This window comes from Pantoea ananatis PA13 (genome assembly GCF_000233595.1).
Lineage (GTDB): Bacteria > Pseudomonadota > Gammaproteobacteria > Enterobacterales > Enterobacteriaceae > Pantoea > Pantoea ananatis.
This window is the reverse complement of record NC_017554.1, coordinates 2,431,607-2,455,812: the sequence shown is the minus strand read 5'-3', so window position 1 is coordinate 2,455,812 and position 24,206 is coordinate 2,431,607. Positions and strand designations below refer to the sequence as shown.

Here is a 24,206-nt window from a genome sequence, read left to right as displayed (position 1 = left end):
AGTTACTTACTCTCACGCTTAATCGTAATGGGATACACACGATCCGCACTGTACTGCGCTTCACAGACGGCCGCGCCAATGCTGGAATGACACACTAACAATGGCATACGGTAACGGGATTTGTCCGCGCACCGGGCAGTAAAGCGGCTCTCAATCACCAGGTTTCCTGCGCTGGTCATCGCGGCCGTCACGTCGGCCTTACAGGTGGTATTGCCCTGACTGATCTGCACGCTGCCTTTCCCTTTATTGAACTGGAAACGCATCACCGGCGGTTTACCGGTCGGGGTTTTGATCTGTTCGATATCCACACGCCAGCGGCCATCAATGACCTGTACCTGTCCATCGCGCACGGCATCCGGCGTCACCACCAGATCGTCGGGTTTTGCGGGCACAGCAGGCACCACCACATTTGAAAGGGTTGCTGAGGGCGCGGGCGCAGCGGAAGCCGGTGCAGCCGCAGTTGATGCATTTGCGACCACCGCCGCCGGTTTCTGCGGCAGCGTGGCAGACAGTTTTGCAGCAGACGCGACGACCGCCGGTGGCTTAGTGGCGGTAACCGGCGCGGGAGCCGGCGTGTTTTGCGCGACCGGTTGCGTGACCGTCACCGGTTCTGACTGAGGCAGATGCAATATCACAGCGGTCGCTGCTGCCGCGGCAACCGCCAGGGTTGGAAGTAAATACCACAGGCGGAAAGGCCGACGACGCGCTGTCGCCGTGGGCGTAGGTTCTGGGGCCTGAACCGTGCTTTCCTGGACCGGCGGCGTCACGATCTCCGGCTCCGGTTCGACAACAGGTTCGGGTTCGGAGGCGGCAGCGATCGTCACCGGTCCAGGCGGCGGTTCAACCAGCACGGTTGGCAGCGACTCTTCAAGACTGTCTCGCAGGCAGGCCAGCGCATCGTCGCGATTCCGCTCCTGCGCGTCAACAAATCCCCAAAAGGTAATGACGGGTTTGCCGTTGACCAGATAAACATATTGCTGATTGGGAAACTGCAAGCTTTTGCCTAACAGCGCGCCGAACAGGCGCATTGCCGGATTGGCCGCACCGCTGGCACTGGCGCTGATGGCTTGCAGATCCTGCTGACAGGCTGTGAGATGTTGTAAAGCCTGGCGGCGTTCATAATCGCTGGCGCCCATCCAGGACTTAACCTTGCCCGGGAAGGGCGAGTACCAGTCAAGCCGGTCGCCACGTTCGTTCGTTTGTGGAATCGCCAGGCAATTTGCCAGCGCGCTCTGACGGCGCAAACGCAGGGTTTCACGGATTTGCAGGGCGGACGCATATACAGGCTGGCCGTTCTCGCCCAAAGCCAGAACCGCATCCAGATTGCCGCTGCGCAGAAAAGTTTTTGCCAACTGTTAAGCCCTTATCGGTCGTTGTCTGAGGCAGAAGATCGCGTGTTATCGTCGTTTACGGTGATTTTACGTGGGACAATGGCAAATCAAACCGCTGAAAAAGGGGATAAATGCGTGGTTTTTTGACCCGCTGGCGGGAAAATAACCAATGCCCAGATGATGTTACGCTGTTTTACGCTTTAATAACAGATGTGCAACCACACCGCCGACCAGGCCCCAGAACGCCGCGCCGATGCCGCAGAGTGTTACCCCGGATGCGGTGATCAAAAAGGCTATCAGGGCGCTGTCCCGCTCCTCGGGCTGCTCAAGCGCCCGTTGCAGACTGCCGCCGAGCGTGGCAAGCAGTGCCAGCCCCGCCAGCACCTGCACCATTACCGCAGGCAGTGCGCTGAATAACACGGCAATTAACGCGCCGGAAAAGCCAGCCAGCAGATAAAAAAAACCGGCCAGCGCGGCAGCTATCCAGCGGCGACGGGGATCGACATCCACATCTTCTCCCATGCAAATGGCCGCCGTAATCGCCGCCACACAGACCGAAAACCCGCCAAACGGTGACAAGACCAGGGCCAGCAGTCCTGTCCAGCTCATCAACGCGGAGACCGGAGGGCGGTAGCCATGGGCGTGCAATGTGGCGATGCCCGGTGCATTTTGTGACGCCATGGTCACCAGAAAATAGGGAAGGCCCACACCGATAAGCACAGGCCATGAAAAGGTCGGCCAGACAGGGCCGGGAAGGCTAAAACTCGCCGCATGCGCGGGAAAATGAAGACTGTTTTGCCCGTATGCGACAGCCAGGCCTGCCAGCAGCGCGATCAGAATGGCGTAGCGAGCCAACCACCTGCGTGCCAGCAGCCAAACACAGCACATTGCGCCCGCCAGGGTAAAATTTACCGCTAAATCGCTAAACGTCTGCAGGCCAAAGTGCAGTAAAATTCCGGCCAGCATGGCGGCGGCCAGCGAGGCAGGGATGTAGTTCATTAGTCGGGCAAACAGGCCCGTCACCCCGCACAACACAATCAGGGCATTGGCAAAAACAAACACGCCGACGGCTTCGTGTATCGATGCGCCCTGAAGGCTGGTGGCGAGTAATGCCGCGCCCGGCGTGGACCAGGCGGCTAAGATCGGCATCCGGTACGCCAGAGAGAGCCCCGCTGAAGCAATGCCCATCGCCAGGCCAATGACGGAAAGCCAGCCGGCAATTTGCGCGGATGAGGCGCCCGCGGACAGGGCAACCTGATAGATAATCGCACCGGTACTGCTGTAGCCGACTAATACCGCCACCAGGCCGGAAACGGCCATGGGCAGGGTAACGGGAAAGGGTGCGCGGCGTGCTGACATGGTGTAACCCTCTTGTGCGTTATAGCGCACATCCTCGCACAGGGCGTTATAACGCACAAGTGTTACACTAGAGCGGTAAAGCAGGAGATAACATGGAAAATTTGCATCAATATCTTGGCGATGGGCTAAAACAATTGCGCCAGGCCAATGGCTGGAGCCTGAGCTTAACCGCAGAAAAAACGGGCGTCAGTAAGGCGATGCTGGGCCAGATTGAACGCGGCGAGTCCAGCCCCACGGTCGCGACCTTGTGGAAAATAGCGACCGGCTTCAACGTTCCGTTCTCATTTTTTGTTCATTCTGGGACACATTCCGCGGGCGAGGTGACCTGTTACCGGCAGCAGAATGCGCAGATGGCGGTTACGCCGCTGCTGCCTTACGACGCCCGGTTGCGTTTTGATTTACTGGCGGTTGAGCTGGCAGCGGGTGCGCAAAGCGACTCCACTGCCCATGAGAAAGGGGTGATTGAGCAGGTGGTGGTACTGGAAGGGGAACTGTTGTTAGGCGTGGAAGAGACCTGGCGACGGCTTAAACAGGGCGAAGCCTTTCAGTTCCGGGCCGACGTCGCTCACAGCTATCGTAATCCCCTTGACCGCCGACTGCGGTTTCACAGCCTGATCCACTATCTGGGCCGAACCTGAGCTTACAAATTGAAACCAGCCGCGTCTGTTCAGGCCCGACCGGCATTTGTATACTTCGTTTCCCTTGTATGGCGCGCTTTGCAGGCGGTATCAACGCCCGCCGTCTGCGCCATACTGACGCTTTATCTGTTACCGATTTGTGAGGAATGACTATGGCTATAACCACACTTGATGCGAAAACCGCTCTGATCGTCATCGATCTGCAAGAGGGGATTGTTGCGCTGCCAGTTGTGCACGAGCCACAGCCGGTGATTGAACGCTGCGCGCGGCTTGCCAGCGCTTTCCGTGAAAAGGATCTGCCCGTCGTGCTCGTCAACGTGGCAGGCGGTGCGCCTGGTCGCAATGAACAGCCGCGTCACGAAGGCGAGCTGCCTGCAAACTGGGCGACCCTGGTGCCCGCCATGACACCGCAGCATAACGATCTGACCATCACCAAAAAAACCTGGGGCGCGTTTCATGACACCGCGCTGCATGATGAACTGCAAAAGCGTGGCATTACCCAGGTGGTCATTTGCGGCATTGCCACCAGTATTGGCGTGGAATCTACGGCGCGTGAGGCGTACGCATCAGGTTACAACGTCACGCTTGCAGTGGATGCGATGACCGATCTCAATAGTGATACGCACGAAAACAGCATCAAGCGCGTCTTTCCCCGCCTGGGTGAAACGGGCAGCTATAATGATGTGATTGCCAAACTGAACGCGCTGTAAACCCTGTCATGCAGGCCAGGGATTGAGCAGCATCACGCTCAGTCCCTGGAAATCTTTCAGGTTACGCGTGACCTGAATGACATCGCGCTGTAGCGCCGTTGCCGCAATCAGCGCATCGGTTGCGGAACGCCGGTCGGGCAGGTGCAGCATGGCGCACCTGCCTGCGAACAGGCCATCAATCGGCAACCTTCGCTGGCGATCCGCCTCAAGCCCCTGCGTCTGATACCCGTGGCGCAAACGTTGTGCCTGCTCCCCATTCAGCCCTTCAAGACGCAAAATACCTGTCTCTGTTTCCAGCCGCGTCAGCGCTGAAATGAACGTGCTGTCAAGGTCAATAGCATTAGCCCATGCCAGGACATCGGGAGCAATACGCGGCGTGCCTGCCTTACGCAACCCAGAAAGGATCGGGTTATCCGGCAGATAACGCATCAGAAGCCGGCATCTCGTCCGGTGATGACAGGCCGTTCAGGTTCGAAATCAGTATCTGCCGTTTCAGGCATTGCCAGCGTCGTGGCCAGATTTTTTTACCGCCCGTTAACCTCGGATATGCCTCAACCGTTAACAGGACATGAGCGGGTTTATCGTGATCGGTGATGTACACTGGACCTTCCTCCGCCCTTTTTTCGCCTTGGTAACATCCCGATTAAAGGCACGACTGAAACAGATTTTACTGCTCAACGTGCGTGCTCCTTATGATGTCGTTACGTTACTGCATGGATTTTAGGAGCGTGGACTTTGTTTGAGCGAGTTTTGAACAAAAATTCGAGTGCTTTCGCAAATAGGTATTCTGGAGGCCGACGTTGACGGCGAAAGAGGGTAATGAGTTAGGGGATTGTGCCAGGCGCGATGAGAATAACCTGAGAGGTCGCCACGCTGCGCCGCCGCGTTGTGCTCACGCGGCGGCCATGTTCACTACTGGAAAGCGTAACTGACCGTCAGGCCCACGCTGTAGTTGCGCCCCGGAGCCGGTTCAAAGTAGCGACCGTTGCTTTCATTGACGATCACCGAGCCAACGTAGTTGCGGTCAAACAGGTTATCCACCCGACCAAACAAATCCAGCGTCCAGGCATCGACAAGCCACTTATAGCCGCTGTTGACCGAGGTGATGGCATAGGGAGGCGCACGGACCGCATTGCTGTCATCCGCTGCGATGTTGCTCATATAACGCCATTCCGCTCCGGCATAAAAGCCTTCTTCAGGCGCATAAGCCAGCCCGGTATACAGCATATTGCGCGCAATGCCCGGAATACGGTTGCCGTCGCAGCTGGCGTTGCCGCAGGCATTACTGCGGTAGCGCGCATCCAGCAGCGTATAGGCCATTTTCAGTCGCCAGTCGTAGTTAACCTGCTGATCGAACGCCAGTTCGAGGCCACGCCGACGGGTTTCTCCGGCATTTTTGTAAGTGGTGCGTCCGCCGCTGCTGCTGTCGACAACAATTTCATCCTGAGTATCGGTCTGGAAAACGGCAGCGCTGAGCAGGCCATTGCCCAGACGTTTTTTGCTGCCTAACTCAACCGTGTCGCTGGTCGCGGGTTTCAGCCCCAGATTCAGGCCGGACTGATCGTCTGAACGATAGGACAGCTCATTAATCGTCGGGGTTTCAAATCCACGGCCGGCAGATAAATAGGCATTCCAGCTGTCGTCAAACGCATACTTCAGCGCGGCGGCGGGCAGCCATTTGTGATAACGGGCATCGCCACTGTCATCGCCGTTGCCTGGCGTGATGTAAAAGTCGTTGGAGTCAAAACTGACCGTACTGAAACGGACGCCTGCATCCAGCGACCATTTTTGACTGAGCTGCCAGGTGGTCTGCAAATAGGGATCAAGATTCCACATCAGGTTACGTTCGTTGCGCCGCATATTTCCCTGCTCACCGAACTGCGTCACGCCGTTGGCCGTAGTGAAATTCTCAAAACCTTTGCGCTGTTCGCTCATGGTTTCGTAATCCAGCCCGGCAGTCAGCGTGACCGGAACCGAAAACAGATCATCACGGTGTGTCCAGCGGGTATCAATGCCCTGATAGTGGCGGGTCAACGCGATCACGCCGCCGGGATGCGATGGGCTTTGCTGAAAGTTGGCAGGAATGGACTGGAACTGCGTCGTTTCACGCATCCCGGCATACATCATCACGCTCAGATCGTCGTTTTCGCTCATCCGACGCTGATAGTGCAGGCCGCCCTGGGTTTGATCGACGGTTTTGCGGGTGTTGTAAAGTGAGACATTACTGACAACCTGACGGGGATTCGCGCGCCACTGGTCAGGCGTTAACCCACCCGGGTCCTGCGCGTCGATATGTACGCTGTTAAACAGTAAGGTCAGGGTGCTGACGTCATCAATGCGTACGCCCAGCTTTGCGTTACCCAGATTTTTTTGCGCGGCGCTGTGGTCGCGATAACCGTGAGTGGTAAAGCGCGAGGCGGAAAGCGTGTAATTGACATCGCCGGCTTTGGTGCCGTCGCCGGTGGCGCCGCTGGCTTTCACGCTGTTGCGCCAGCTACCGTAGCTGCCAAACCAACTGCCTGCTTCAAGCGTGGGGGGCTGCTGACCGGTCTGAGTGGTAACGTTAATGACGCCGCCGGAGGCATTGCCATACAGCGCAGAAAACGGCCCACGCAGCACCTCCACCCGATCGACCGAACCGATATCAATATTGGACGTTTGTCCCTGACCATCCGGCATGGTGGCCGGAATGCCATCGACATAAATGCGCAGGCCACGGACCCCGTAAGTCGAACGGGAACCAAAGCCGCGCAAGGACAACTGCAGGTCCTGTGCATAATTTTGTCGGTTTTGGATCTGCAACCCCGGTACGCTGGTCAGGTTTTCTGACAGGTTAACGCGCGGGGCGGCCTGGCGCATATCGTCGCCGTTTACCACGCTCACGGCGGCAGGCGTATCAAGTTCATTAAGGCCTTTTGCTGGCGGCGCGGCGCTGACAACAAGGGTATTACCGCCATCTGCCGCAAACAGCGGCAGCGGAAAGAGGGCAGGCAGCACTAATAACGGCAGGCTTGCCTGGCGTGATCGCTTAATATTCATCTGTATTTGGCCTGAAAGCGTGGATCCCTGGGTATATGTCGCCTGCCAGAGTGACGAAAACAACGGTGGCTATCGGCAGGTCGCGAAAATGGTGGTACTAAATGAACCAACTGGAACAATCGCGACACATGTTACTGGTTTTGTCAGAGGTTTGGAAAGCGTAAATGATTGGCCGGTTTATGTGATCGCATCGTCGCCAACCTTGTTATTCTCTGACCGGCTCGACGCCACGAAGAGGCCTGTCGGGAAACGGTGTCTTCATGGCCCGGTACGCGCGGGTCACGGCGTGCCGACGGGACGCGCCGGGTAACAGATGCTACATTTTAGCCTGCGCCGTCAGGTACACAGAAGACGGATACCCATAATCAGAACGAAGGAAATCAGCATGAAACAACCTGATGTTGCAGTACTGGGATTAGGGGCGATGGGGCATGCCTTTGCCGCTAATTTACTGAAAAAGGGGTTCAGGGTGTACGGCTGGAACCGCACCCGTGCGCGGGGGGAAGATTTGATTGCGGCGGGGCTGACGTTAACCGATTCCGCAGCGGAAGCCGTTCAGAAGGCGGACGTGGTAATTGCCATGTTGTCCGACGGCGAGACCACAGAGCAGGTCCTGCACGAGGCGAAAGCGGCGCTGAAACAGGGCGCAACGCTGTGCCAGATGGGCACGATCGGCGTTGAAAAAACGGATGCGCTGATCACTTTCTTTGCTCAGGCTCGTCCCGATGTGGTGTTTATCGACGCGCCGGTTTCCGGCACCAAGGCGCCCGCAGAGAACGCCCAGATTCTGGTGATGGCCAGTGGCGATCGGTCCCGTGCTCAGGCCGCAGAGGCCGTCTTCGACGCGATAGGTAAAGGCACGCAGTGGCTGGGTGAGGCGGGCAAGAGCTCGCGCATGAAGCTGGTCATCAACAGCTGGCTGATTGGTCTGATGCAGAGCCTGGCCGAAAGTACCCGGCTTGCCGACCAGTTTGGTTTCTCAACCGACGATCTGTGGCAGGTGCTGGACGGTGGCCCGCTGGCGGCGCCTTATGCCAAAATGAAGCTGGGCATGATGGCCAGCGATGATTATACCCCGCAGATGCATCTGCAATGGGCGCTTAAAGACGCGAAGCTGGCACTGGACGCCTCAGACAGTTCACTGCCCGCGCTGGAAAATATCGCCAGCGTCTGGCAGCAGGCCGTGGAAGCCGGTCATGGTGAAGAGGACTTAGCCGTGATCTATAAATATCTTAAGTCGCAATGAGTTCAAGGGTCAGTTTTGATTTCAGCACGCGCCCGCTGGTGCCGCTGGCGCACGACTATTCGCATGGTGCGACAGAACCCTGGCACCATCACAGCTGCGCGCAGCTTATTCATACGCTGAGCGGCGTCGTGCGCGTGGAAACAGAACAGGGCAGTTGGACCGTACCGCCAAGTCGTGGCGTCTGGCTGCCCGCTTTAACCCGTCATCGCTTGTACATTACCGGCGCAGTCGCCGCACGCACGCTGTTTATCGATCCCCTTGCCAGGGCCGATCTTCCCGCCAGCTGCCAGGTCGTGCAGATTTCAGCGCTGCTGCGCGAGCTGATCATCCACGCCATCGATTTGCCCGTGTCCTATGCGCCAGCCAGCCGTAGCGAACGGATTTATGAATTGATTCTGGATGAAATTCGCGGCATGGATGCGCTGCCTTATGCGTTGCCCCTGCCACAGAGCCCACGTTTACGGGCGCTGTGCATGCAGATTCAGGCCGATCTGGCGGGCGACTGGTCTCTGGCGGCGGCCAGCGCCAGGCTCAACCTGTCTGGCCGGACGCTGGCTCGCCATTTCGTGCGTGAAACCGGCCTGCAGTTCAGTGACTGGGTCCGGCGGGCGCGCGTGGCTGTTGCCCTGACGCGTCTGGCGCAGGGCGACAGCGTATTGCGCGTGGCTTTGGATCTGGGCTATGAAAGCCCGAGTGCCTTTAGCGCCATGTTTCGCCGTCTGCTGGGTGTATCGCCAACGGACTATTTTCCTGCGGCAGAAAGTGGCTTGCCGCGTTAAGCAACGCCTGCAGTGCGGCGCGCGACGTATCATTGTCGATGCTGACGCCCCAGTGGCGTTCGCCCTGAAGGTTGATGCAGCTGACATAGGCAACTGAGCGGCTGTCGCTACGTTTTCCCAGCGTATGTTCATGATAATCTTCAATGGTCAGCGCCAGGTCGAGGGACTGACGGAGTGCCGTCACAGCGGCGGAAAGCAGGCCATTACCGCGGCCTGTCAGACGCAGAGTGCGGCCCTGATGATGGACGTGGGCACGCAGTTGCGTCTGCTCGCCGGACTCGCTTTGACTGTGCGCTTCCATCAGGCGCAGAGCGGGCTGCTCAATCTGATAGTGACGGCAGAAAAGCTGCCAGACAGCGTGCTGCGTCATTTCTTTACCGTGCAGATCGCTCTCCTGCTGAACGCAACGGCTGAAATCCTGCTGCAGAGGGCGGGGAAGTTGCAGGCCATGATTTTGCTCCAGCAACCAGGCGGCCCCGCTTTTACCCGACTGGCTGTTTACCCGAATCACAGCTTCGTAACTGCAGCCGATATCGGCAGGATCGAGCGGCAAATAGGGGATCTGCCACTGCGTTTCCTTATGCTGGCGGCGGTAAGCGAATCCCTTCTTAATCGCATCCTGATGCGAGCCGGAAAAAGCGGTAAATACCAGCTCACCGGCATAGGGATGACGGGGATGGACCGGCAGTTTATTGCAGTCGGTCACCACCTCAATAACCCGGGCCATATCACTAAAGTCCAGTCCCGGCGCAATGCCCTGGGTATAAAGATTTAACGCCAACGTCACCAAATCAACGTTACCTGTACGTTCACCATTGCCAAACAGGCAGCCTTCAATCCGATCCGCGCCTGCCAGCAGGGCCAGTTCCGCGCAGGCGACGCCCGTTCCTCTGTCGTTATGAGGATGAACGCTGATACATACCGCGTCGCGTCGGCTAAAATGACGGCAGAAAAACTCTATCTGATCGGCATAGACGTTGGGCGTATTCACTTCAACAGTGGCGGGCAGGTTGATGATCATGGGACGTTCCGGGCTGGGTTGCCAGACCTCTGCTACCGCCTCACATATCTCCAGCGCGAAGGCCGGCTCTGTAAAACAGAAGGTTTCGGGTGAATATTCAAAGCTCCACTGTGTGTCAGGCGCGGCCTCACATGCAGCACGAATCTGTCTTGCGCTCGTGGTCGCCAGCGCCACGATCTGTGTTTTACTCTGATTAAACACGCGTTCGCGAAATAAGGGGGCGGTGGCATTATACAAATGCACAATGGCGCGCGGTGCGCCCTCCAGTGCGCAGAATGTTCTGTCAATCAGGTCGTGACGTGCTGGCGTTAACACCTGCAACGTCACGTCATCAGGAATGCGCTTTTGTTCGATAAGATCCCGCACAAAGTCAAAATCCGTTTGCGAGGCAGAAGGAAAGGCGGCTTCAATCTCTTTAACGCCGCAGTCCAGTAATAATTGCCAGAACTGCAGTTTCTGCGCACGATTCATCGGTTCTGCCAGGGCCTGATTGCCATCCCGCAGGTCGGTAGACAGCCAGCGCGGCGCGCGGGTGATCTGCTGTGAAGGCCACTGTCGAGAGGCCAGATCAACGGACGGGAACGGACGATATTTCTCAGCCGGATGCATCAACATAGTCATCTCCTTGTAGGTGTTAATCCAGTGTGGCGTGGCGTTACGCCCGCCGCGCGCGGAAAACTGACAACCTGAAGCGCAAAAGTGACAATTTTGTTGACGCCTTGTGGCGCTGAGTGCGCAGGCGTTTGCTGAAGGGGAAAGAGAGCGGTAGCATAACCTGATGTTTCTCAAGGTGGTTCCCCTATGCTGGTTTTCGACGGGCACAACGATCTGTTACTCAATCTGTGGCTGTACCATCGCGATGCGCCCGCAGAGGCTTTCTATGCGGGCGTGCCAAAAGGTCACCTCGACTTTCCTCGTATGCAGCAGGGCGGTTTTGCCGGTGGGCTGTTTGCTGTTTTTGTGCCGCCGCAGGACTATCTCGCTCAGGTCGCCCCGGCTCGCGCCGCGCAAGAACCCTATGATCCGCTGACAATCATGTGGCAGCAGCTGGCGATACTGCAGCAGATCGCTGCGCAGTCAGCGGGCCGTGCCAGGCTATGCCACAGCGCTGCAGAGATTGAAGCCTGCCGTGCTGAGGGCGTGCTGGCGCTGGTGGCGCATATTGAAGGGGCCGACGCGCTGGATGCGGAGGGCGAAACGCTAAACGCCTTCTACCAGGCAGGTGTTCGCTCTATCGGCCCATTCTGGAATCTGAAAAATCGCTTCGGCGAAGGGGTTAACGGCAGTTTTCCAGGTTCGCCGGATACGGGGCCAGGCCTGACGGCAGAAGGGGAAGCGCTTATCAGGCAGGCCGCTGCCTTAAACATGATGATTGATGTGTCGCATATGAATGAAAAAGCCTTCTGGGATACGGTCCGGCTTTCCGATGCGCCGCTGGTGGCCAGCCACTCTAATGCTCACGTTTTATGTGCTCAGCCGCGCAACCTGACCGATAACCAGCTTAAGGCGATCCATGCCAGCGGTGGGCTGGTTGGCATAAACTTTGGCAATGCGTTCCTTCGTGCTGATGGAAAACGCGACAGCGATACCGATCTGACAGAAATCGTCAAACATTGCGATCACTTAATTAACATAATGGGCGAAGATCACGTGGCATTCGGTTCAGACTTTGACGGGATCTCGCCGCCTGAGGCGTTAGGTGACGTCAGCGGTCTGCCGCGATTGCTCGCCGTTTTTCGCGACTCGGGCTATGATCAACGCATGCTGGAAAAATTAACGTGGGGAAACTGGCTGCGGGTTTTGCAACACACCGGACTGCACTAACACGTTTTCTTACGGGCTTTTCATTGATTTCACCTGGCCGTCTGCGTGAAAATAGTGTGACAAGGTTCGCATTTTAACCCCTGTCACAATGCTGTCTTGCAGTCATTTATTTGTCTGTTTATCTCAATCTATAAGGAAGAAAGTTATGTGGAAAAAACCAACGTTTGTTGACCTGCGCCTCGGTCTGGAAGTGACGCTGTACATCTCCAACCGCTAATCACTTGCCCGCCGTCTGTGCGGGCATTTTGTTTCAACACCTGGTTCCTTTCATGTTTATTAAAGTCCTTGGATCGGCTGCAGGCGGTGGATTCCCTCAGTGGAATTGCAACTGCCCCAACTGTGATGGTGTGCGTAACGGGACTCTGCAGGCCAGCCCGCGTACCCAGTCCTCCATCATCATCAGTGATAACGGTGAAGACTGGGTTCTCTGCAATGCCTCACCTGACATCAGCCAGCAAATACTGCACACGCCTGAATTAGTGAAAAAGGGCGTTCTGCGCGGGACCGCGATCGGCGGCATTATTCTTACCGACAGTCAGATTGACCACACCACCGGGCTGCTCAGCCTGCGTGAGGGCTGCCCGCATCAGGTGTGGTGTACACCCGAAGTGCATGACGATCTGACGACCGGTTTCCCGGTGTTTACCATGCTGAAACACTGGAATGGCGGACTTCAACACCGGCCCATTCGTCCGTTAACGCCGTTTAACGTGGATGTGTGTCCGGATCTCCAGTTTACCGCTATCCCGATCCTCAGCAATGCACCGCCGTATTCCCCTTACCGTGACCGTCCGTTACCGGGCCACAACGTCGCGCTGTTTATTGAAAACCGCGCCAACGGCCAGACGCTCCTGTATGCCCCGGGGCTTGGGGAGCCGGATGCGGTGATCCTGCCCTGGCTTGAGCAGGCCGACTGCCTGCTGATTGATGGTACGGTATGGCAGGATGATGAATTACTGACCGCGGGCGTGGGTAAAAATACCGGCAAGGCCATGGGCCACCTGGCGCTGGCCGAAGAGCAGGGGCTGATGGCACTGCTCGCCCGTCTGCCAGCAAAACGAAAGATTTTAATCCATATTAACAACACGAATCCCGTTCTCAACGAACAGTCACCTCAGCGGCAGTACCTGACACAACAGGGCATTGAGGTGAGTCACGACGGGATGGCGATACATCTTCAGGACTAAACGATGCTGATTACGGAAACCCTGTCGCCGCAGGCCTTTGAACAGGCGCTGCGTGATAAAGGCGCCTACTACCATATTCATCACCCGTACCATATTGCGATGCATAAAGGTCAGGCCACGCCTGAGCAGATTCAGGGATGGGTGGCGAATCGCTTTTACTACCAGACCAGCATTCCGCTGAAAGACGCGGCGATCATGGCCAACTGCCCCGATCCGGCAACCCGACGTAAATGGGTACAACGCATCCTGGATCATGATGGCAGCCAGGGCGAAGATGGCGGCATTGAGGCCTGGTTACGCCTGGGCGAAGCGGTGGGTTTAAGCCGGGATGAACTGGTCTCGGAGCAGCATGTCCTGCCGGGCGTCCGGTTTGCGGTTGATGCCTATGTCAGTTTTGCCCGTCGCGCGAACTGGCAGGAAGCGGCCTGCAGCTCGCTGACCGAGCTGTTTGCGCCTCAGATACATCAGTCCCGGCTCGACAGCTGGCCGCAGCACTATCCGTGGATCAAAGAAGAAGGTTACTTCTATTTCCGTAGCCGCCTGAGTCAGGCCAACCGCGACGTGGAGCACGGCCTGGCACTGGCGCTGGCGTTTTGCGACACCGCCGAAAAACAGAACCGCATGCTGGAGATCCTGCAGTTCAAGCTGGACATTCTGTGGACCATGCTGGATGCCATGACCATGGCTTACGAACTTCAACGCCCGCCTTATCATAGCGTGACGGATAAAGCGGCCTGGCACACAACCCGACTGGTATAACGATGAACGAACACACAATTGCCGCCTTTCGCCGGGGCTACCGTATGCAATGGGAAGCGGCACAGGACAGCCACGTCGTGCTTTACCCGGAAGGCATGGCGAAACTCAATGAAACCGCCGCCGCCATTCTGGAGCTGGTTGACGGCAAGCAGGATATCGCCGCGATCATTGCCATTCTGGATGCGCGTTTCCCCGAGGCAGGCGGTGTGGGCGAGGATGTCAAAGAATTCCTGCAGTCAGCCTATGAACAGAAGTGGATACAGTTCCGTGAACCAGCATAAACCCGGCGTCAATCCGCCCCTGTGGCTGCTGGCCGAGCTGACGTACCGCTGTCCGCTCCAGTGCCCGTACTGCTCAAATCCACTGGATTTTGCCCAGCAGGAAAAAGAGCTGAGCACTGAACAGTGGATCGACGTCTTTCGCCAGGCACGCGCCATGGGTAGCGTTCAGCTCGGCTTCTCCGGCGGGGAGCCGTTAACGCGCAAAGACCTGCCCGACCTGATCAAAGCGGCACGTGACTTAGGTTTTTATACCAATCTGATCACCTCCGGGATTGGCCTGACGGAGAAAAAGCTTGAGGCTTTCAGCGACGCGGGACTGGATCATATTCAGATCAGTTTCCAGGCCAGTGATGAAACCCTTAACGCGGCGCTGGCCGGCTCTAAGAAGGCGTTTCAGCAGAAGCTGGAGATGGCGCGCGCGGTCAAAGCCCACGGCTATCCCATGGTGCTGAACTTCGTGCTGCATCGTCACAATATCGATCAGATCGATAAGATTATCGACCTGTGCATCGAGCTTGAAGCCGATGATGTGGAGCTGGCGACCTGTCAGTTTTACGGCTGGGCGCAGTTAAACCGTGAGGGATTGCTGCCTACCCGTGAGCAGATCGCCCGGGCCGAAGGCATCGTGAATCAGTACCGTGCGCGCATGAGCGACAGCGGTAGCCTCACCAATCTGCTGTTCGTGACGCCTGACTATTATGAAGAACGTCCCAAGCCCTGCATGGGCGGTTGGGGCGCGATCTTCCTGAGCGTCACGCCCGATGGCACCGCGCTTCCGTGCCACAGCGCACGCCAGCTGCCGGTGGCTTTTCCCTCTGTGCTTGAACAGAGCCTGGAGGATATCTGGTACCACTCGTTTGGCTTCAACCGCTATCGCGGCTATGACTGGATGCCGGAACCCTGTCGCTCCTGTGACGAAAAAGAGAAAGATTTTGGCGGCTGTCGCTGTCAGGCCTTTATGCTTACCGGCGATGCAGACAATGCCGATCCGGTCTGCAGCAAATCGCCGCACCATGGCAAAATCCTTGATGCCCGCCGTGAAGCCGACTGCAGCGACATTAAAATTGGTCAGCTTCAGTTCCGCAATCGCAGCAATTCTCAGCTGATCTATAAAACGCGGATTCTGTAATGCATTCACGCTGCCTGCAACTCAATGGACTGAACGTAACGCTGTGCCACCAGCCGGACGCCACCCAGGCGGCGGCGCTGGTCAAAGTGGCGGCAGGCAGCCATGACGAGCCAGAGCGCTGGCCTGGACTCGCGCATTTGCTGGAGCACCTGCTTTTTACCGGCAGTCAGCGCTGGCCGCATGATGGGCGGCTGATGAGTTGGGTTCAGGCGAACGGCGGACAGGTGAATGCTACCACCCAGGCACGCGAAAGCGCCTGGTTTTTTGAGGTCACCCCCGACAACTTCAGTGAAGGCCTGTTGCGCCTGCAGGATATGCTGAGTGCGCCGAGCCTGACCCGCGAGGCCATCAGCCAGGAAATCGCGGTGATTGATGCAGAGTACCGCCTGCTGCAGCGCCATGCTGCGGCCCGCGCGGAAGCCGCCATGTTTACGCCAGTGACGTCTCCGGCGCAGTTTAAACGCTTTCATGTAGGGAACAGGATGTCGTTCGGTGACAGCGTCACTGATTTGCAGGCGGCGCTTCGGGCTTTTCATCAGCGCTTCTTTCACTCAGACAACCTGACGCTGTGGCTGCAGGGCCCACAGTCGCTGGAACAGCTCACCGCGTTGGCGAAGGCGTTTGCCGCTGCGTTTCAGCCACGCAACAGTGCCAGGCGGCCCGATGCCCCGGTAACGCTTTCGCCCAACAGGGCGCTGGCGTTACAGCAGGAAGGGCCATCAGTACTCTGGCAAAGCTGGATTTTACCCGCGCAATTTCGTGACGGCGTCACTTTACTGCGCGAGTTTTTGCTTGATGATGCCCCAGGCGGGCTGCTGGAAACGCTGTATGCACGCACGCGCGCCAGCCAGCCTGACGTGAAATGGCTTTATCAGTCGGACGCGGACATGTGGGTGGCGGTCACGTTCGTCACGGAGGAGCCGTCCGCTGTTCCGCCCCTGATCGCGTCCTTTCTTGAGGCGCTGCGCCATACCACGCCGGTGCAGCGGCAGCACTACTGGCAGCTGGCGCAGCAGCGCCTGGCCGCACAGTCGCCCCTGCAGCAACTTCAGGCGCGCGCGCTGGGCTTTGCGGCCGTGGGCGACTGTCCCGACCTGGACGCCTTACTGAACGAAATGCACGCCGCCACGGCGACCACGCTGATGTGCGCCGCCGAGGTTAAAGGTGAAACGCACAGGGTTCAGGGTTATGACCTGTCACTGACAGCCTGGCAAAAGCCCGTGATGAATTGCCCGCCCGTCAGGTGGACATTTTACCCGCAGCCGAATCTCTTGCCGCTGCGTGCAGAGCCGACCGGTCAGGCCGTGTTACCCCATATCACACCGGATGAGACGCAGGGCACGCTGGTGCTGCGTCCTGAACTTTATACAACATGGGCAGCCGGCGCGGCCTGCGAGCCTGAGTTACGCCCCGTGTTTGCGGTGCTGCGGCATTTTTCCGGCAGCGGAGAGTGGCGTGAGGTGCAGGGCGTCTGGCAACTCACCCTGCGCCTGCCGTCAGACAAGACGCTGCTCAGTGCGGCACTGGGGCAGCTTGTGCAATGCCTGATGCAGACACACAGCGTATCCACGCCGGTGATACCGGGCATTGCGATACGCGAACTGCTGCGCCAGCTTCCGCAGCGGCTGGCGACGTCACTCAATCCGCAATGCTGGCGTGCCGTCCTGCTAGGGGGCAATGCCGAACAGCATCGGCTCGTGTCCCGGCAGTTGAGTGTGCTGACGGTGAATTCCCCTACGCGCCCTGAGTACCGCTGCGTAGGCGGTGAAACCTGTATTCCCCATCCCAGCGATGACAGTGCCGTTCTGCTGTTTATTCCCCTGGGCGACCCGCAGCAGGTAGCCGCACTTCGCGCGCTGGCGCTGATCTGTGAGCCGCGCTTTTATCAGCGCTACCGGGTAGAACAGCCGATCGGCTACGTCGTCAGTTGCCGCTACCATCGCAGTACGGATAGCGATGGTCTTCTCTTTGCGCTTCAGTCACCGGATTGTCCGGCATCGACCCTGATCCAATACTGCGAAGACTTTCTGCGTGACATAGCGATCTACATCGCCCAGCAGGCAATCGATCCGCTCAAAACGCCGCTTTTGCAGGTGAAAGAAGATGCACGTGAAGTGGCGTTACGCCAGGCGAATGGGTTGCCAAACCTGGAGGCGGAGAAGATAGCCGCACTCACTGAGGGAGAGGTGAAGCAGTTACAGCAACAGTTACTGACCGATCGGCACCGCTGGCAGATCCTGTATGCTAAAGGTAAGAATTAGAATAATCACACACTGATATTGCTGAATAATTTTGATTGTTTACGCCAAATCTGTTCACTTTTACTTCCTGCTTATATGGCTCAGACTCAAGGTGATGTCATAAAATAAGGAAGTAAAAGTGAAGAATGTAAAACGTTTCACGCTGCCACTGCTCGCAGCTGCTGCACTGTATGTTCCGGTTTCTCAGGCTGAAGCCATGCATTATCAACTCGACCCGCAACATACCTCTGTTGTGGTAAGTTGGGAGCACTTCGGCTTCTCCCATCCCACTGCTGACATTCCAGACACGACAGGTTCTCTGGTTTTTGACAGCAGCAAGCCTGAGCAGTCGCGCGTTGACGTCACGTTACCGGTTAGCAAAATCGACAGCCATGTTCCTGCCCTGACCAAGGAATTCAAAGGCGCGGAGTATTTCGACGTGGCGAGGTATCCCAGTGCAACCTTCCGCAGCACCAAAGTTATTGCCAAAGGCGATAACAAATTTGATGTTGAAGGGAACCTCACTCTGAAAGGCATTACCAAACCTGTGACGCTGCATGCCACGCTGAATAAGCAGGGTGAGCATCCGATGGTCAAGAAGCAGGCGATTGGTTTTGACGCCACCGGTACCATTAAGCGTTCTGACTTCAAACTGGACAAATATGTCCCAGCAGTCAGTGATGACGTGACACTGACTATTTCTACGGAAGCGTACGCCAAGTAAATTCCGTTTACTTTTCCGGCCCGGCACCCAGGTGTCGGGCTTTTTTTTGCAGCAGATTACGCCGCCGCCGGCCAGGCTAAGCGCCATTCGTCGTCCTTCCACTCACCCCTCGGCATCCTTTCGCCCTGCGACAGTACAAGCAAAAAAATGCATCTCATCATGGTGTTCCTGCGGATTCACCACGCCATCATCTGTTTCGGAAATAACAGATCGCCTGCCGAACCTAAAAAAATGAGGTCAGAATCACAAATTCACATCGAGATTTTATTGGCAACGGCGTGATGCCGTATTGACAGAAAAGTTATTCCGATCCCTGTATTTAACCTGTTGTTTTATAACGTGAAGCTAATCGTCTTTCCTGAATCAGTAAATGTGATTTGTTTCACATAAATAAGCTGGTTCAAGGGGCTGTCAATATATTGCCTGCATAAATTCCTCTCGTTTTTGTGATCTCACTTGCAAATACCAAGCTGATATCCCGAAACAATAGCTTCAGACGCATTAAGCCAGAAGGATGTCAGGATGAGAATCGGAATGGTCATTAGCGGCGGCGACGTCACCGGCATTAATAATTTCATTTTCCAGATAGCCAGGATGACGCAGGCGGAGATGATATTATTTAACGGCGGCATTCCAGGCTTGCTGGATAATGTCTGCCAGGAAATTTCTCAGCGCGATTTAGTGGATTTTTCCATTACTTCTCTTCCGGTAATGCAGTCAGGCCGAACCGCGCGAAAATTAATTCGTAGCGAATATGAAACGATCGCCCGGCAGTTAAAAGCATTACGCATCGACGTATTAATTCTGGCTGGAGGCGACGGATCGCTGCAATTTCTGCATACGCTCAGTGAATTTGGTGTGAACTGTTTTGGCATCGGCATGACGATTGACAACGATGTCTACGGCAGTGATTACACGGTGGGCTTTTCCACCGCCTGTGAGCAGGTATTAAAAGAGGTGGCAAAGCTCAGAAACACCGGTCGGGCATTAACGGGCCGGGTATTTATGGTGGAACTGCTCGGCGGCTACTGTGGCGAATTGACGCTCCAGTCAGCGCTCAAATCCAACGCCGACTTTGCGCTGATCCCGGAATGCCAGATCCCCACAAACGTTCTGGCAGAACGCATCACTCAGCGCCTCAGCGAACAAAACAGCGTGGTAATCCTCTGCTCAGAAGGTTACACACGGGAATATTCACCGGGCTTTCAGGGGGCGATTGACACATTAATTAAGCAGCTTGAACCGTTGATCGGCGTGCGCATTCGCAAAACGATCGTCGGCTATGGACTGCGAAATGGCGATCCCACCTGTGAGGAAATTTATCAGGGCACCATTATGGCAAGTGAAGTGGTTCGTTGTATTCAATCCGGAATGCGCAATAAAGCCGTGATTATTAACGGCAGTAATAAGCCTATTCCGATTGACTTAATAAGCATGAAAAAACGCCTGGTCGATACAGAAGGGCATCATTATAAACTCGCTAAACAACTGCATATATTGTGAGGAGAAAACATGCTGAAAATTTTATGTGTCTGTGGTTGTGGTCTGGGGTCAAGTTTCGCTATCGAAATGAGTGCGAAAGCCGTTTTAAAAAAACTGGAGATTGATGCCGACATCGATCACACCACGATTTCAGAAGCTAACGCATTTAAATCCGACATGATCCTGACGCAAAAAGCCTTTGCGGATGTCTTAAATGCCGACGCCACACCAGAACAGATTAAACGCGTAATTATATTAAATAGACTCACCGATAAAGCTGAAATTGAGCAAAAAATCGTGGCTTTCTTAAAAGAGCGTAATGTGAAGGTTGCTAATCATGAATAGTGTAATTAATTTTCTGGTTAAAGACTTACTGGGGCAGGCATCCATTCTGATCGCGTTTATTGCGCTGATCGGACTGGTCCTGCAAAAAAAATCTGCCGGCAAGGTGGTAGAAGGCACGTTTAAAACCCTGTTGGGGTTCTTAATCATGATGGCCGGCATCAACATCATCGTGGGCGCGCTGACCTTCCTTAACAGCATCTTCACCCATGGTTTTGGGATGCAGGGCTACATCACCGACGTGGCGGCGATTGCCGGACTGGCAAACCGCGAGTTGGGATCGGAAGTGGCCATGACGCTGCTGGTGATCTTCATCGTCAACATCATCATTGCCCGCCTGACACCGTTCAAATACATCTTCCTGACCGGCCAGGCGCTACTGTGGATGGCCACCATTGGCGCGGTTATCGGCTATAAAGCCGGCCTCACCGGATTACCGCTCATTTTAACCGGCGGTATTTTTGGCGGCGTGATGGCGGTCGTGATGCCAGCGCTGGCGCAGCCGGTGGTGCGTCGTATCACCGACTCGGACGATGTCGCGCTCGGTCACTTCTGCACCATTGGTTACCTGCTCACTGCGGCAGTGGCGAAGGTGGTCGGAAAAGGCTCACGCTCGACTGAAGACTTAAAGCTGCCCGATAACTTTAAGTTTCTGCAGGACACCTATCTGTCCATGGCGGTGGTGATGGTGCCGATGTACCTGATTCCTGCCGTGGCGGCAGGCCCGGCTTTTATCGCCCAGTACAGTAGCGGCACCAACTATCTGATGTATGCCTTTATGCAATCCATCCAGTTTGTGGCAGGCGTGTTTGTGCTCTACAGCGGCGTGCGACTGCTGCTGAACGAACTGGTGCCGGCTTTCCGCGGTATTGCCATGCGGCTGGTGCCGGATGCGAAACCCGCCCTCGACTGTCCCGTTATGTTCCCTTATGCGCCAAACGCGGTCATTGTCGGCTTTCTCGCTACAACGCTGGGCTCTGTGGTGGGGATGCTGGTTTTCCCGATGTTTGGTCTGGCGATGATTCTGCCCGGTCTGCTGACTAACTTTTTTGCCGGCGGAACGGCAGGCGTGTTCGGTAACGCGCTGGGCGGACGACGCGGGGCGATGATCGGCGGATTCGTCCACGGCCTGTTTATCACCTTCCTGCCCGCCATTCTGGTGCCGATGCTGGAAAGCTATGGCTTTACCGGCGTGACCTTCAGCGATTCCGACGTCATCAGTACCGGCCTGGTGCTGGGACATGCTTTCCAGAATAACTGGTTGTTCGTTGCTGTGTTCATTGCTTTTGTTACCGCTATCGCCTGGTTTGTTAACGGAAAATCCACTAAACCCCGTGAGGAAAACGTGCATGAAACTTTATAACTTTACCGAATTGCTGAAAATTGCCAAAGAACGCCAATTTAAAGCGGTAGGGTCATTTAATTTACACTGCCTGGAAATGTTACCGGCTTTTTTTAAAGCCGCCGAAAATACCAACAGCCCATTGATGATTCAAATTTCAACCGGTACAGCGAAATATTTGGGACATGAATTACTGGTGGATGCAATTAAATCGCTGTCAAAGAGTAAAAATATTCCGACCTGTTTGCACCTGGATCACTGTTCCGATTTAGACGCGATTCAGACGGCAATTCAAGCCGGGTTTAGTTCGGTCATGTATGACGGGTCACATTTACCGCTTGATGAGAATATTGCCAATACCCGCAGGGTGATTGATATGGCCCGGCCCGTAAATGTCTCTGTGGAAGCGGAGCTGGGCGCAATTGGCGGCTCTGAAGACGGGAAATGTGTGGAAATGAGCGATATTGCGTTCACCACGGTAGAGGATGCCAAACGTTTTGTGAATGAAACCGGCGTGGATATGCTGGCCATTTCCATCGGCACGGTTCACGGGCTCTACACCGGCAAAGCCCATATTCAGCATCAACGGCTGGCGGAGATTACGGCTGCCACGGCTACGCCGCTGGTTCTGCACGGTGGTACCGGGGTCAGTGACGAGGACATGCGCCTGGCGGTGGGCAGCGGTATCGAAAAAGTGAACGTGGGAACGGAAATGAATGTGCAGTGGGTCGCCCAATGCAAGGCAACGTTTGAAAAAGGCAAAGTTAACGACAGCGTGCGTAATTTCCTCGTGCCTGCGAATAATGCAGTGACCAATGTATTAGTAGAAAAAATGCAGCTGTTCCGTTAAGCACTTTTATTATCCCGACGTGAATAAACCTGAAGTGCCCTGGCGCTTTTCGGGGCAGGAGACGCTATGTTTGGATTCATGAAAAAGAAAGTGGAAAATACGGCCTCAGAGGATGCAGAACGCGATCGTCAGGCAGAGCAGGTCAGTCAAAAAATAACGGCGCTGGAAGCAAAGCTGGCAGCGAATTCAGGCGACACTGAAACGCAAAAACAATTAATGCTGGAATATAACCGTGCATTATCATTGTTTGCGAAAAGTCGCCTTTACCGGGATGACATTGATCCTCTTTTTGTGAAAATTGATGAATTACGCAATCTGGTGCGTAAATCAGTTTAAGGAGCAGTAATGACCATTAAACAGTTATTACAGGAAGCCAATGCTGTTCAGGTAGGTATTGCCGCCAGGGACTGGCAGCAGGTTATCGCCATGGCGGCCAGGCCGCTGGTGGAGGGCGGCTATATTCAGGCCTCTTATCCTCAGGCGGTGATCGAGAATACGCTGACTCACGGTGCCTATTACGTGTTTGAAGAAGGTATCGCCATCCCGCATGCCCGCCCAGAAACGGGCGTGATTCGCGACTGCTTCAGCATGGTACTGCTTTCGGAGCCGGTCTCGTTTGACGGCAGCGACAAGGCGGATATTGTGATCATGTTTGGCGCCCGTGACAGTAATGCCCACATAGAGGAGGGGATTCGCGCGATTGTCACCCTGCTAGAGGATGAAGAAACGTTGGTCAGGTTACGTCAGGCCAGCAGCGTCGCGGAAGTGATGGAGATCCTATGACCAGTGAAACTGTCACCAAGCGGGTGGTGTTGGTTAACGGCATTCCCGCCTCAGGCAAAAGCACGCTGGCCCGTGCGCTGTCACGGCGTTTTTCCCTGCCGGTTCTCACGCTGGACAGCCTGAAGGAGCCTTTTATGTCCAGCTTTGCGCCGGTCGATCGCCAGCGTAACCGGCAGTTGGGCTGTGCAGCGTATCAGGCTATCTGGAACATTGTCGCTCAGTCGCCGGCTGATTGCGTCTTCCTGATCGATGCATGGTTTGGGTTTCAGCCCAAAAGCGTACTGGAGCAGGGATTAAAGCGGGCTGGCGTGAGCGAGGTGCTGGAGGTCTGGATGCAGATAGCACCGGACGCCGCCGTCGCGCGCTATCAGTCACGGCTCACGCAGCGCATGCCGGGCCATCCGGGCGCAGAGTACCTTCCCGAGCTGCGTCGCCTGGCGGAGGAGGCGCAGCCGATGGCGCTGGGGCCGCTGTTGGAAGTCAATGCCAGTGCCATTGACGAGCACGCGGTGGGCCAGTGGCTGGCTCAACATCTGAGGTGGGCAGGCTATACTGCTTCTGTTAAGGATGAAACAGAGGAAGAGCAGCATGCCACAGCCACCCTATCTGCAAACGGGCGAGAGCGTCGTGCTTTATGATGGCGTATGTAAACTCTGTACGGGCTGGGTGCGTTTTCTGCTGCGCCATCGGCTGGCGCGGCAGGTTCGTTTTGCGTCCGTGCAAAGTGAACAGGGCAAAGGGCTGCTGAAATGGGCCGGCCTGCCCGAGGATAATATCAATACGATCGTCTACATCCGTAACGATGGTCATTGGCTGCGTGCCCAGGCGGTGCTGCGGGTGATGCAGCAGTTACCGCTGCCGTGGCGGGCGCTAAGCGTCCTGCGCGCGTTTCCCGACCCCATCAGTAATTTTTTCTACAACGGTATCGCGCTCAACCGCTACAGGCTTTTCGGGCGCCATACCCTGGAACAGGCGATTACGGCCGATTATCCGGGGCGTTTTCTCTCATCGCCGCCTGACAGCGGTGCGGGTCAGGTTAAATCCGCGATAATGTGAATTAAAACCGTCATTTTTCTTCAGGTTTACTAATATTTTACAGGTAGGTTTACGGCGTGATGGAAAAGTAATGCGCTGTGCTTG

At 56.0% G+C, this 24,206-nt stretch carries 26 protein-coding genes; 20 read left to right on the top strand and 6 right to left on the bottom strand.

The features are described from left to right. Positions 1-2: 2 nt before the first annotated feature. Complete coding sequence (locus PAGR_RS11575; RefSeq protein WP_014605883.1) at positions 3-1,352, bottom strand: SrfA family protein; 1,350 nt, start codon at positions 1,350-1,352, stop codon at positions 3-5. Between the two features lie 162 nt (positions 1,353-1,514). Then, on the bottom strand, positions 1,515-2,690 hold the full coding sequence (locus PAGR_RS11570) for a benzoate/H(+) symporter BenE family transporter (protein WP_033774466.1): 1,176 nt from the start codon (positions 2,688-2,690) through the stop codon (positions 1,515-1,517). 92 nt (positions 2,691-2,782) lie between these two features. Between PAGR_RS11570 and PAGR_RS11565 the strand changes: the two genes are divergently transcribed. Together PAGR_RS11565 and PAGR_RS11560 are read left to right on the top strand one after the other, a co-directional pair. Continuing rightward, on the top strand, positions 2,783-3,328 hold the full coding sequence (locus PAGR_RS11565) for a helix-turn-helix domain-containing protein (RefSeq protein WP_014605881.1): 546 nt from the start codon (positions 2,783-2,785) through the stop codon (positions 3,326-3,328). Positions 3,329-3,480: 152 nt separating this feature from the next. Continuing rightward, complete coding sequence (locus PAGR_RS11560) at positions 3,481-4,038, top strand: isochorismatase family protein (RefSeq protein ID WP_014605880.1); 558 nt, start codon at positions 3,481-3,483, stop codon at positions 4,036-4,038. A gap of 6 nt (positions 4,039-4,044) precedes the next feature. On the opposite strand, the gene PAGR_RS11555 is transcribed toward PAGR_RS11560, so the two are convergent. The 3 genes from PAGR_RS11555 to pqqU form a co-directional block, all read right to left on the bottom strand. Next, on the bottom strand, positions 4,045-4,467 hold the full coding sequence (locus PAGR_RS11555; protein ID WP_014605879.1) for a PIN domain-containing protein: 423 nt from the start codon (positions 4,465-4,467) through the stop codon (positions 4,045-4,047). Then, entirely contained in the window at positions 4,448-4,639 is a 192-nt protein-coding gene (locus PAGR_RS11550; RefSeq protein WP_029568766.1) for a hypothetical protein, read from the bottom strand. The genes PAGR_RS11555 and PAGR_RS11550 overlap by 20 nt, the downstream gene beginning before the upstream one ends. A gap of 311 nt (positions 4,640-4,950) precedes the next feature. Then, on the bottom strand, positions 4,951-7,077 hold the full coding sequence (gene pqqU, locus PAGR_RS11545; protein WP_014605878.1) for a TonB-dependent receptor PqqU: 2,127 nt from the start codon (positions 7,075-7,077) through the stop codon (positions 4,951-4,953). Between the two features lie 385 nt (positions 7,078-7,462). On the opposite strand from pqqU, the gene PAGR_RS11540 reads away from it, so the two are divergent. Continuing rightward, entirely contained in the window at positions 7,463-8,323 is an 861-nt protein-coding gene (locus PAGR_RS11540) for an NAD(P)-dependent oxidoreductase (RefSeq protein WP_014605877.1), read from the top strand. After that, positions 8,320-9,102, top strand: coding sequence for an AraC family transcriptional regulator (locus tag PAGR_RS11535; protein WP_013025728.1), 783 nt, complete (start codon positions 8,320-8,322; stop codon positions 9,100-9,102). Before PAGR_RS11540 ends, PAGR_RS11535 begins: the two co-directional genes overlap by 4 nt. Here the strand turns inward: PAGR_RS11535 and leuA are convergent. Then, the gene (leuA, locus tag PAGR_RS11530) at positions 9,023-10,738 is read right to left on the bottom strand and encodes a 2-isopropylmalate synthase (RefSeq protein ID WP_014605876.1); all 1,716 of its coding nucleotides are present in this window, start codon (positions 10,736-10,738) and stop codon (positions 9,023-9,025) included. The two genes, PAGR_RS11535 and leuA, sit on opposite strands and share 80 nt — an antisense overlap. 186 nt (positions 10,739-10,924) lie before the next feature. Between leuA and PAGR_RS11525 the strand changes: the two genes are divergently transcribed. The 16 genes from PAGR_RS11525 to PAGR_RS11455 all read left to right on the top strand — a co-directional run bounded on the left by PAGR_RS11525 (position 10,925) and on the right by PAGR_RS11455 (position 24,122). Beyond that, a complete protein-coding gene (locus PAGR_RS11525; RefSeq protein WP_014605875.1) occupies positions 10,925-11,947 on the top strand; it encodes a dipeptidase in 1,023 nt (340 codons plus the stop codon). 145 nt (positions 11,948-12,092) lie between these two features. Next, positions 12,093-12,164 carry a pyrroloquinoline quinone precursor peptide PqqA gene (pqqA, locus tag PAGR_RS23685; protein ID WP_009090272.1) on the top strand — a complete coding sequence of 24 codons (72 nt, stop codon included), beginning with the start codon at positions 12,093-12,095 and terminating at the stop codon, positions 12,162-12,164. Positions 12,165-12,216: 52 nt separating this feature from the next. Then, the gene (gene pqqB / locus PAGR_RS11520; RefSeq protein ID WP_014593676.1) at positions 12,217-13,134 is read left to right on the top strand and encodes a pyrroloquinoline quinone biosynthesis protein PqqB; all 918 of its coding nucleotides are present in this window, start codon (positions 12,217-12,219) and stop codon (positions 13,132-13,134) included. Positions 13,135-13,137: 3 nt separating this feature from the next. Next, positions 13,138-13,893 carry a pyrroloquinoline-quinone synthase PqqC gene (gene pqqC / locus PAGR_RS11515; RefSeq protein WP_014605874.1) on the top strand — a complete coding sequence of 252 codons (756 nt, stop codon included), beginning with the start codon at positions 13,138-13,140 and terminating at the stop codon, positions 13,891-13,893. A gap of 2 nt (positions 13,894-13,895) precedes the next feature. Further along, positions 13,896-14,174: a pyrroloquinoline quinone biosynthesis peptide chaperone PqqD gene (gene pqqD, locus PAGR_RS11510; RefSeq protein WP_013025733.1), complete on the top strand. Its 279-nt coding sequence runs from the start codon at positions 13,896-13,898 to the stop codon at positions 14,172-14,174. After that, positions 14,161-15,303, top strand: coding sequence for a pyrroloquinoline quinone biosynthesis protein PqqE (gene pqqE, locus PAGR_RS11505; protein WP_013025734.1), 1,143 nt, complete (start codon positions 14,161-14,163; stop codon positions 15,301-15,303). Before pqqD ends, pqqE begins: the two co-directional genes overlap by 14 nt. Beyond that, positions 15,303-17,564 (top strand): pyrroloquinoline quinone biosynthesis protein PqqF, encoded by a 2,262-nt coding sequence (gene pqqF, locus PAGR_RS11500; RefSeq protein ID WP_014605873.1) that lies wholly within the window; start codon positions 15,303-15,305, stop codon positions 17,562-17,564. Before pqqE ends, pqqF begins: the two co-directional genes overlap by 1 nt. Before the next feature lie 118 nt (positions 17,565-17,682). Further along, positions 17,683-18,267: a YceI family protein gene (locus PAGR_RS11495; protein ID WP_014605872.1), complete on the top strand. Its 585-nt coding sequence runs from the start codon at positions 17,683-17,685 to the stop codon at positions 18,265-18,267. Positions 18,268-18,789: 522 nt separating this feature from the next. After that, positions 18,790-19,770, top strand: coding sequence for a 6-phosphofructokinase (locus PAGR_RS11490; protein ID WP_014593680.1), 981 nt, complete (start codon positions 18,790-18,792; stop codon positions 19,768-19,770). Between the two features lie 9 nt (positions 19,771-19,779). Beyond that, a complete protein-coding gene (locus PAGR_RS11485; protein WP_014605871.1) occupies positions 19,780-20,094 on the top strand; it encodes a PTS sugar transporter subunit IIB in 315 nt (104 codons plus the stop codon). Beyond that, positions 20,087-21,454, top strand: a complete 1,368-nt coding sequence (locus tag PAGR_RS11480; protein ID WP_014593681.1) for a PTS sugar transporter subunit IIC — start codon at positions 20,087-20,089, stop codon at positions 21,452-21,454. The genes PAGR_RS11485 and PAGR_RS11480 overlap by 8 nt, the downstream gene beginning before the upstream one ends. Further along, the gene (locus tag PAGR_RS11475; protein WP_014605870.1) at positions 21,441-22,283 is read left to right on the top strand and encodes a class II fructose-bisphosphate aldolase; all 843 of its coding nucleotides are present in this window, start codon (positions 21,441-21,443) and stop codon (positions 22,281-22,283) included. Before PAGR_RS11480 ends, PAGR_RS11475 begins: the two co-directional genes overlap by 14 nt. Positions 22,284-22,349: 66 nt before the next feature. Continuing rightward, entirely contained in the window at positions 22,350-22,619 is a 270-nt protein-coding gene (locus PAGR_RS11470; protein ID WP_013025741.1) for a hypothetical protein, read from the top strand. 9 nt (positions 22,620-22,628) lie between these two features. Continuing rightward, complete coding sequence (locus PAGR_RS11465) at positions 22,629-23,066, top strand: PTS sugar transporter subunit IIA (RefSeq protein ID WP_013025742.1); 438 nt, start codon at positions 22,629-22,631, stop codon at positions 23,064-23,066. After that, positions 23,063-23,704, top strand: a complete 642-nt coding sequence (locus tag PAGR_RS11460) for a P-loop nucleotide/nucleoside kinase family protein (protein ID WP_014605869.1) — start codon at positions 23,063-23,065, stop codon at positions 23,702-23,704. The genes PAGR_RS11465 and PAGR_RS11460 overlap by 4 nt, the downstream gene beginning before the upstream one ends. Continuing rightward, positions 23,655-24,122: a thiol-disulfide oxidoreductase DCC family protein gene (locus tag PAGR_RS11455; RefSeq protein ID WP_014605868.1), complete on the top strand. Its 468-nt coding sequence runs from the start codon at positions 23,655-23,657 to the stop codon at positions 24,120-24,122. Before PAGR_RS11460 ends, PAGR_RS11455 begins: the two co-directional genes overlap by 50 nt. Positions 24,123-24,206 lie beyond the last annotated feature (84 nt).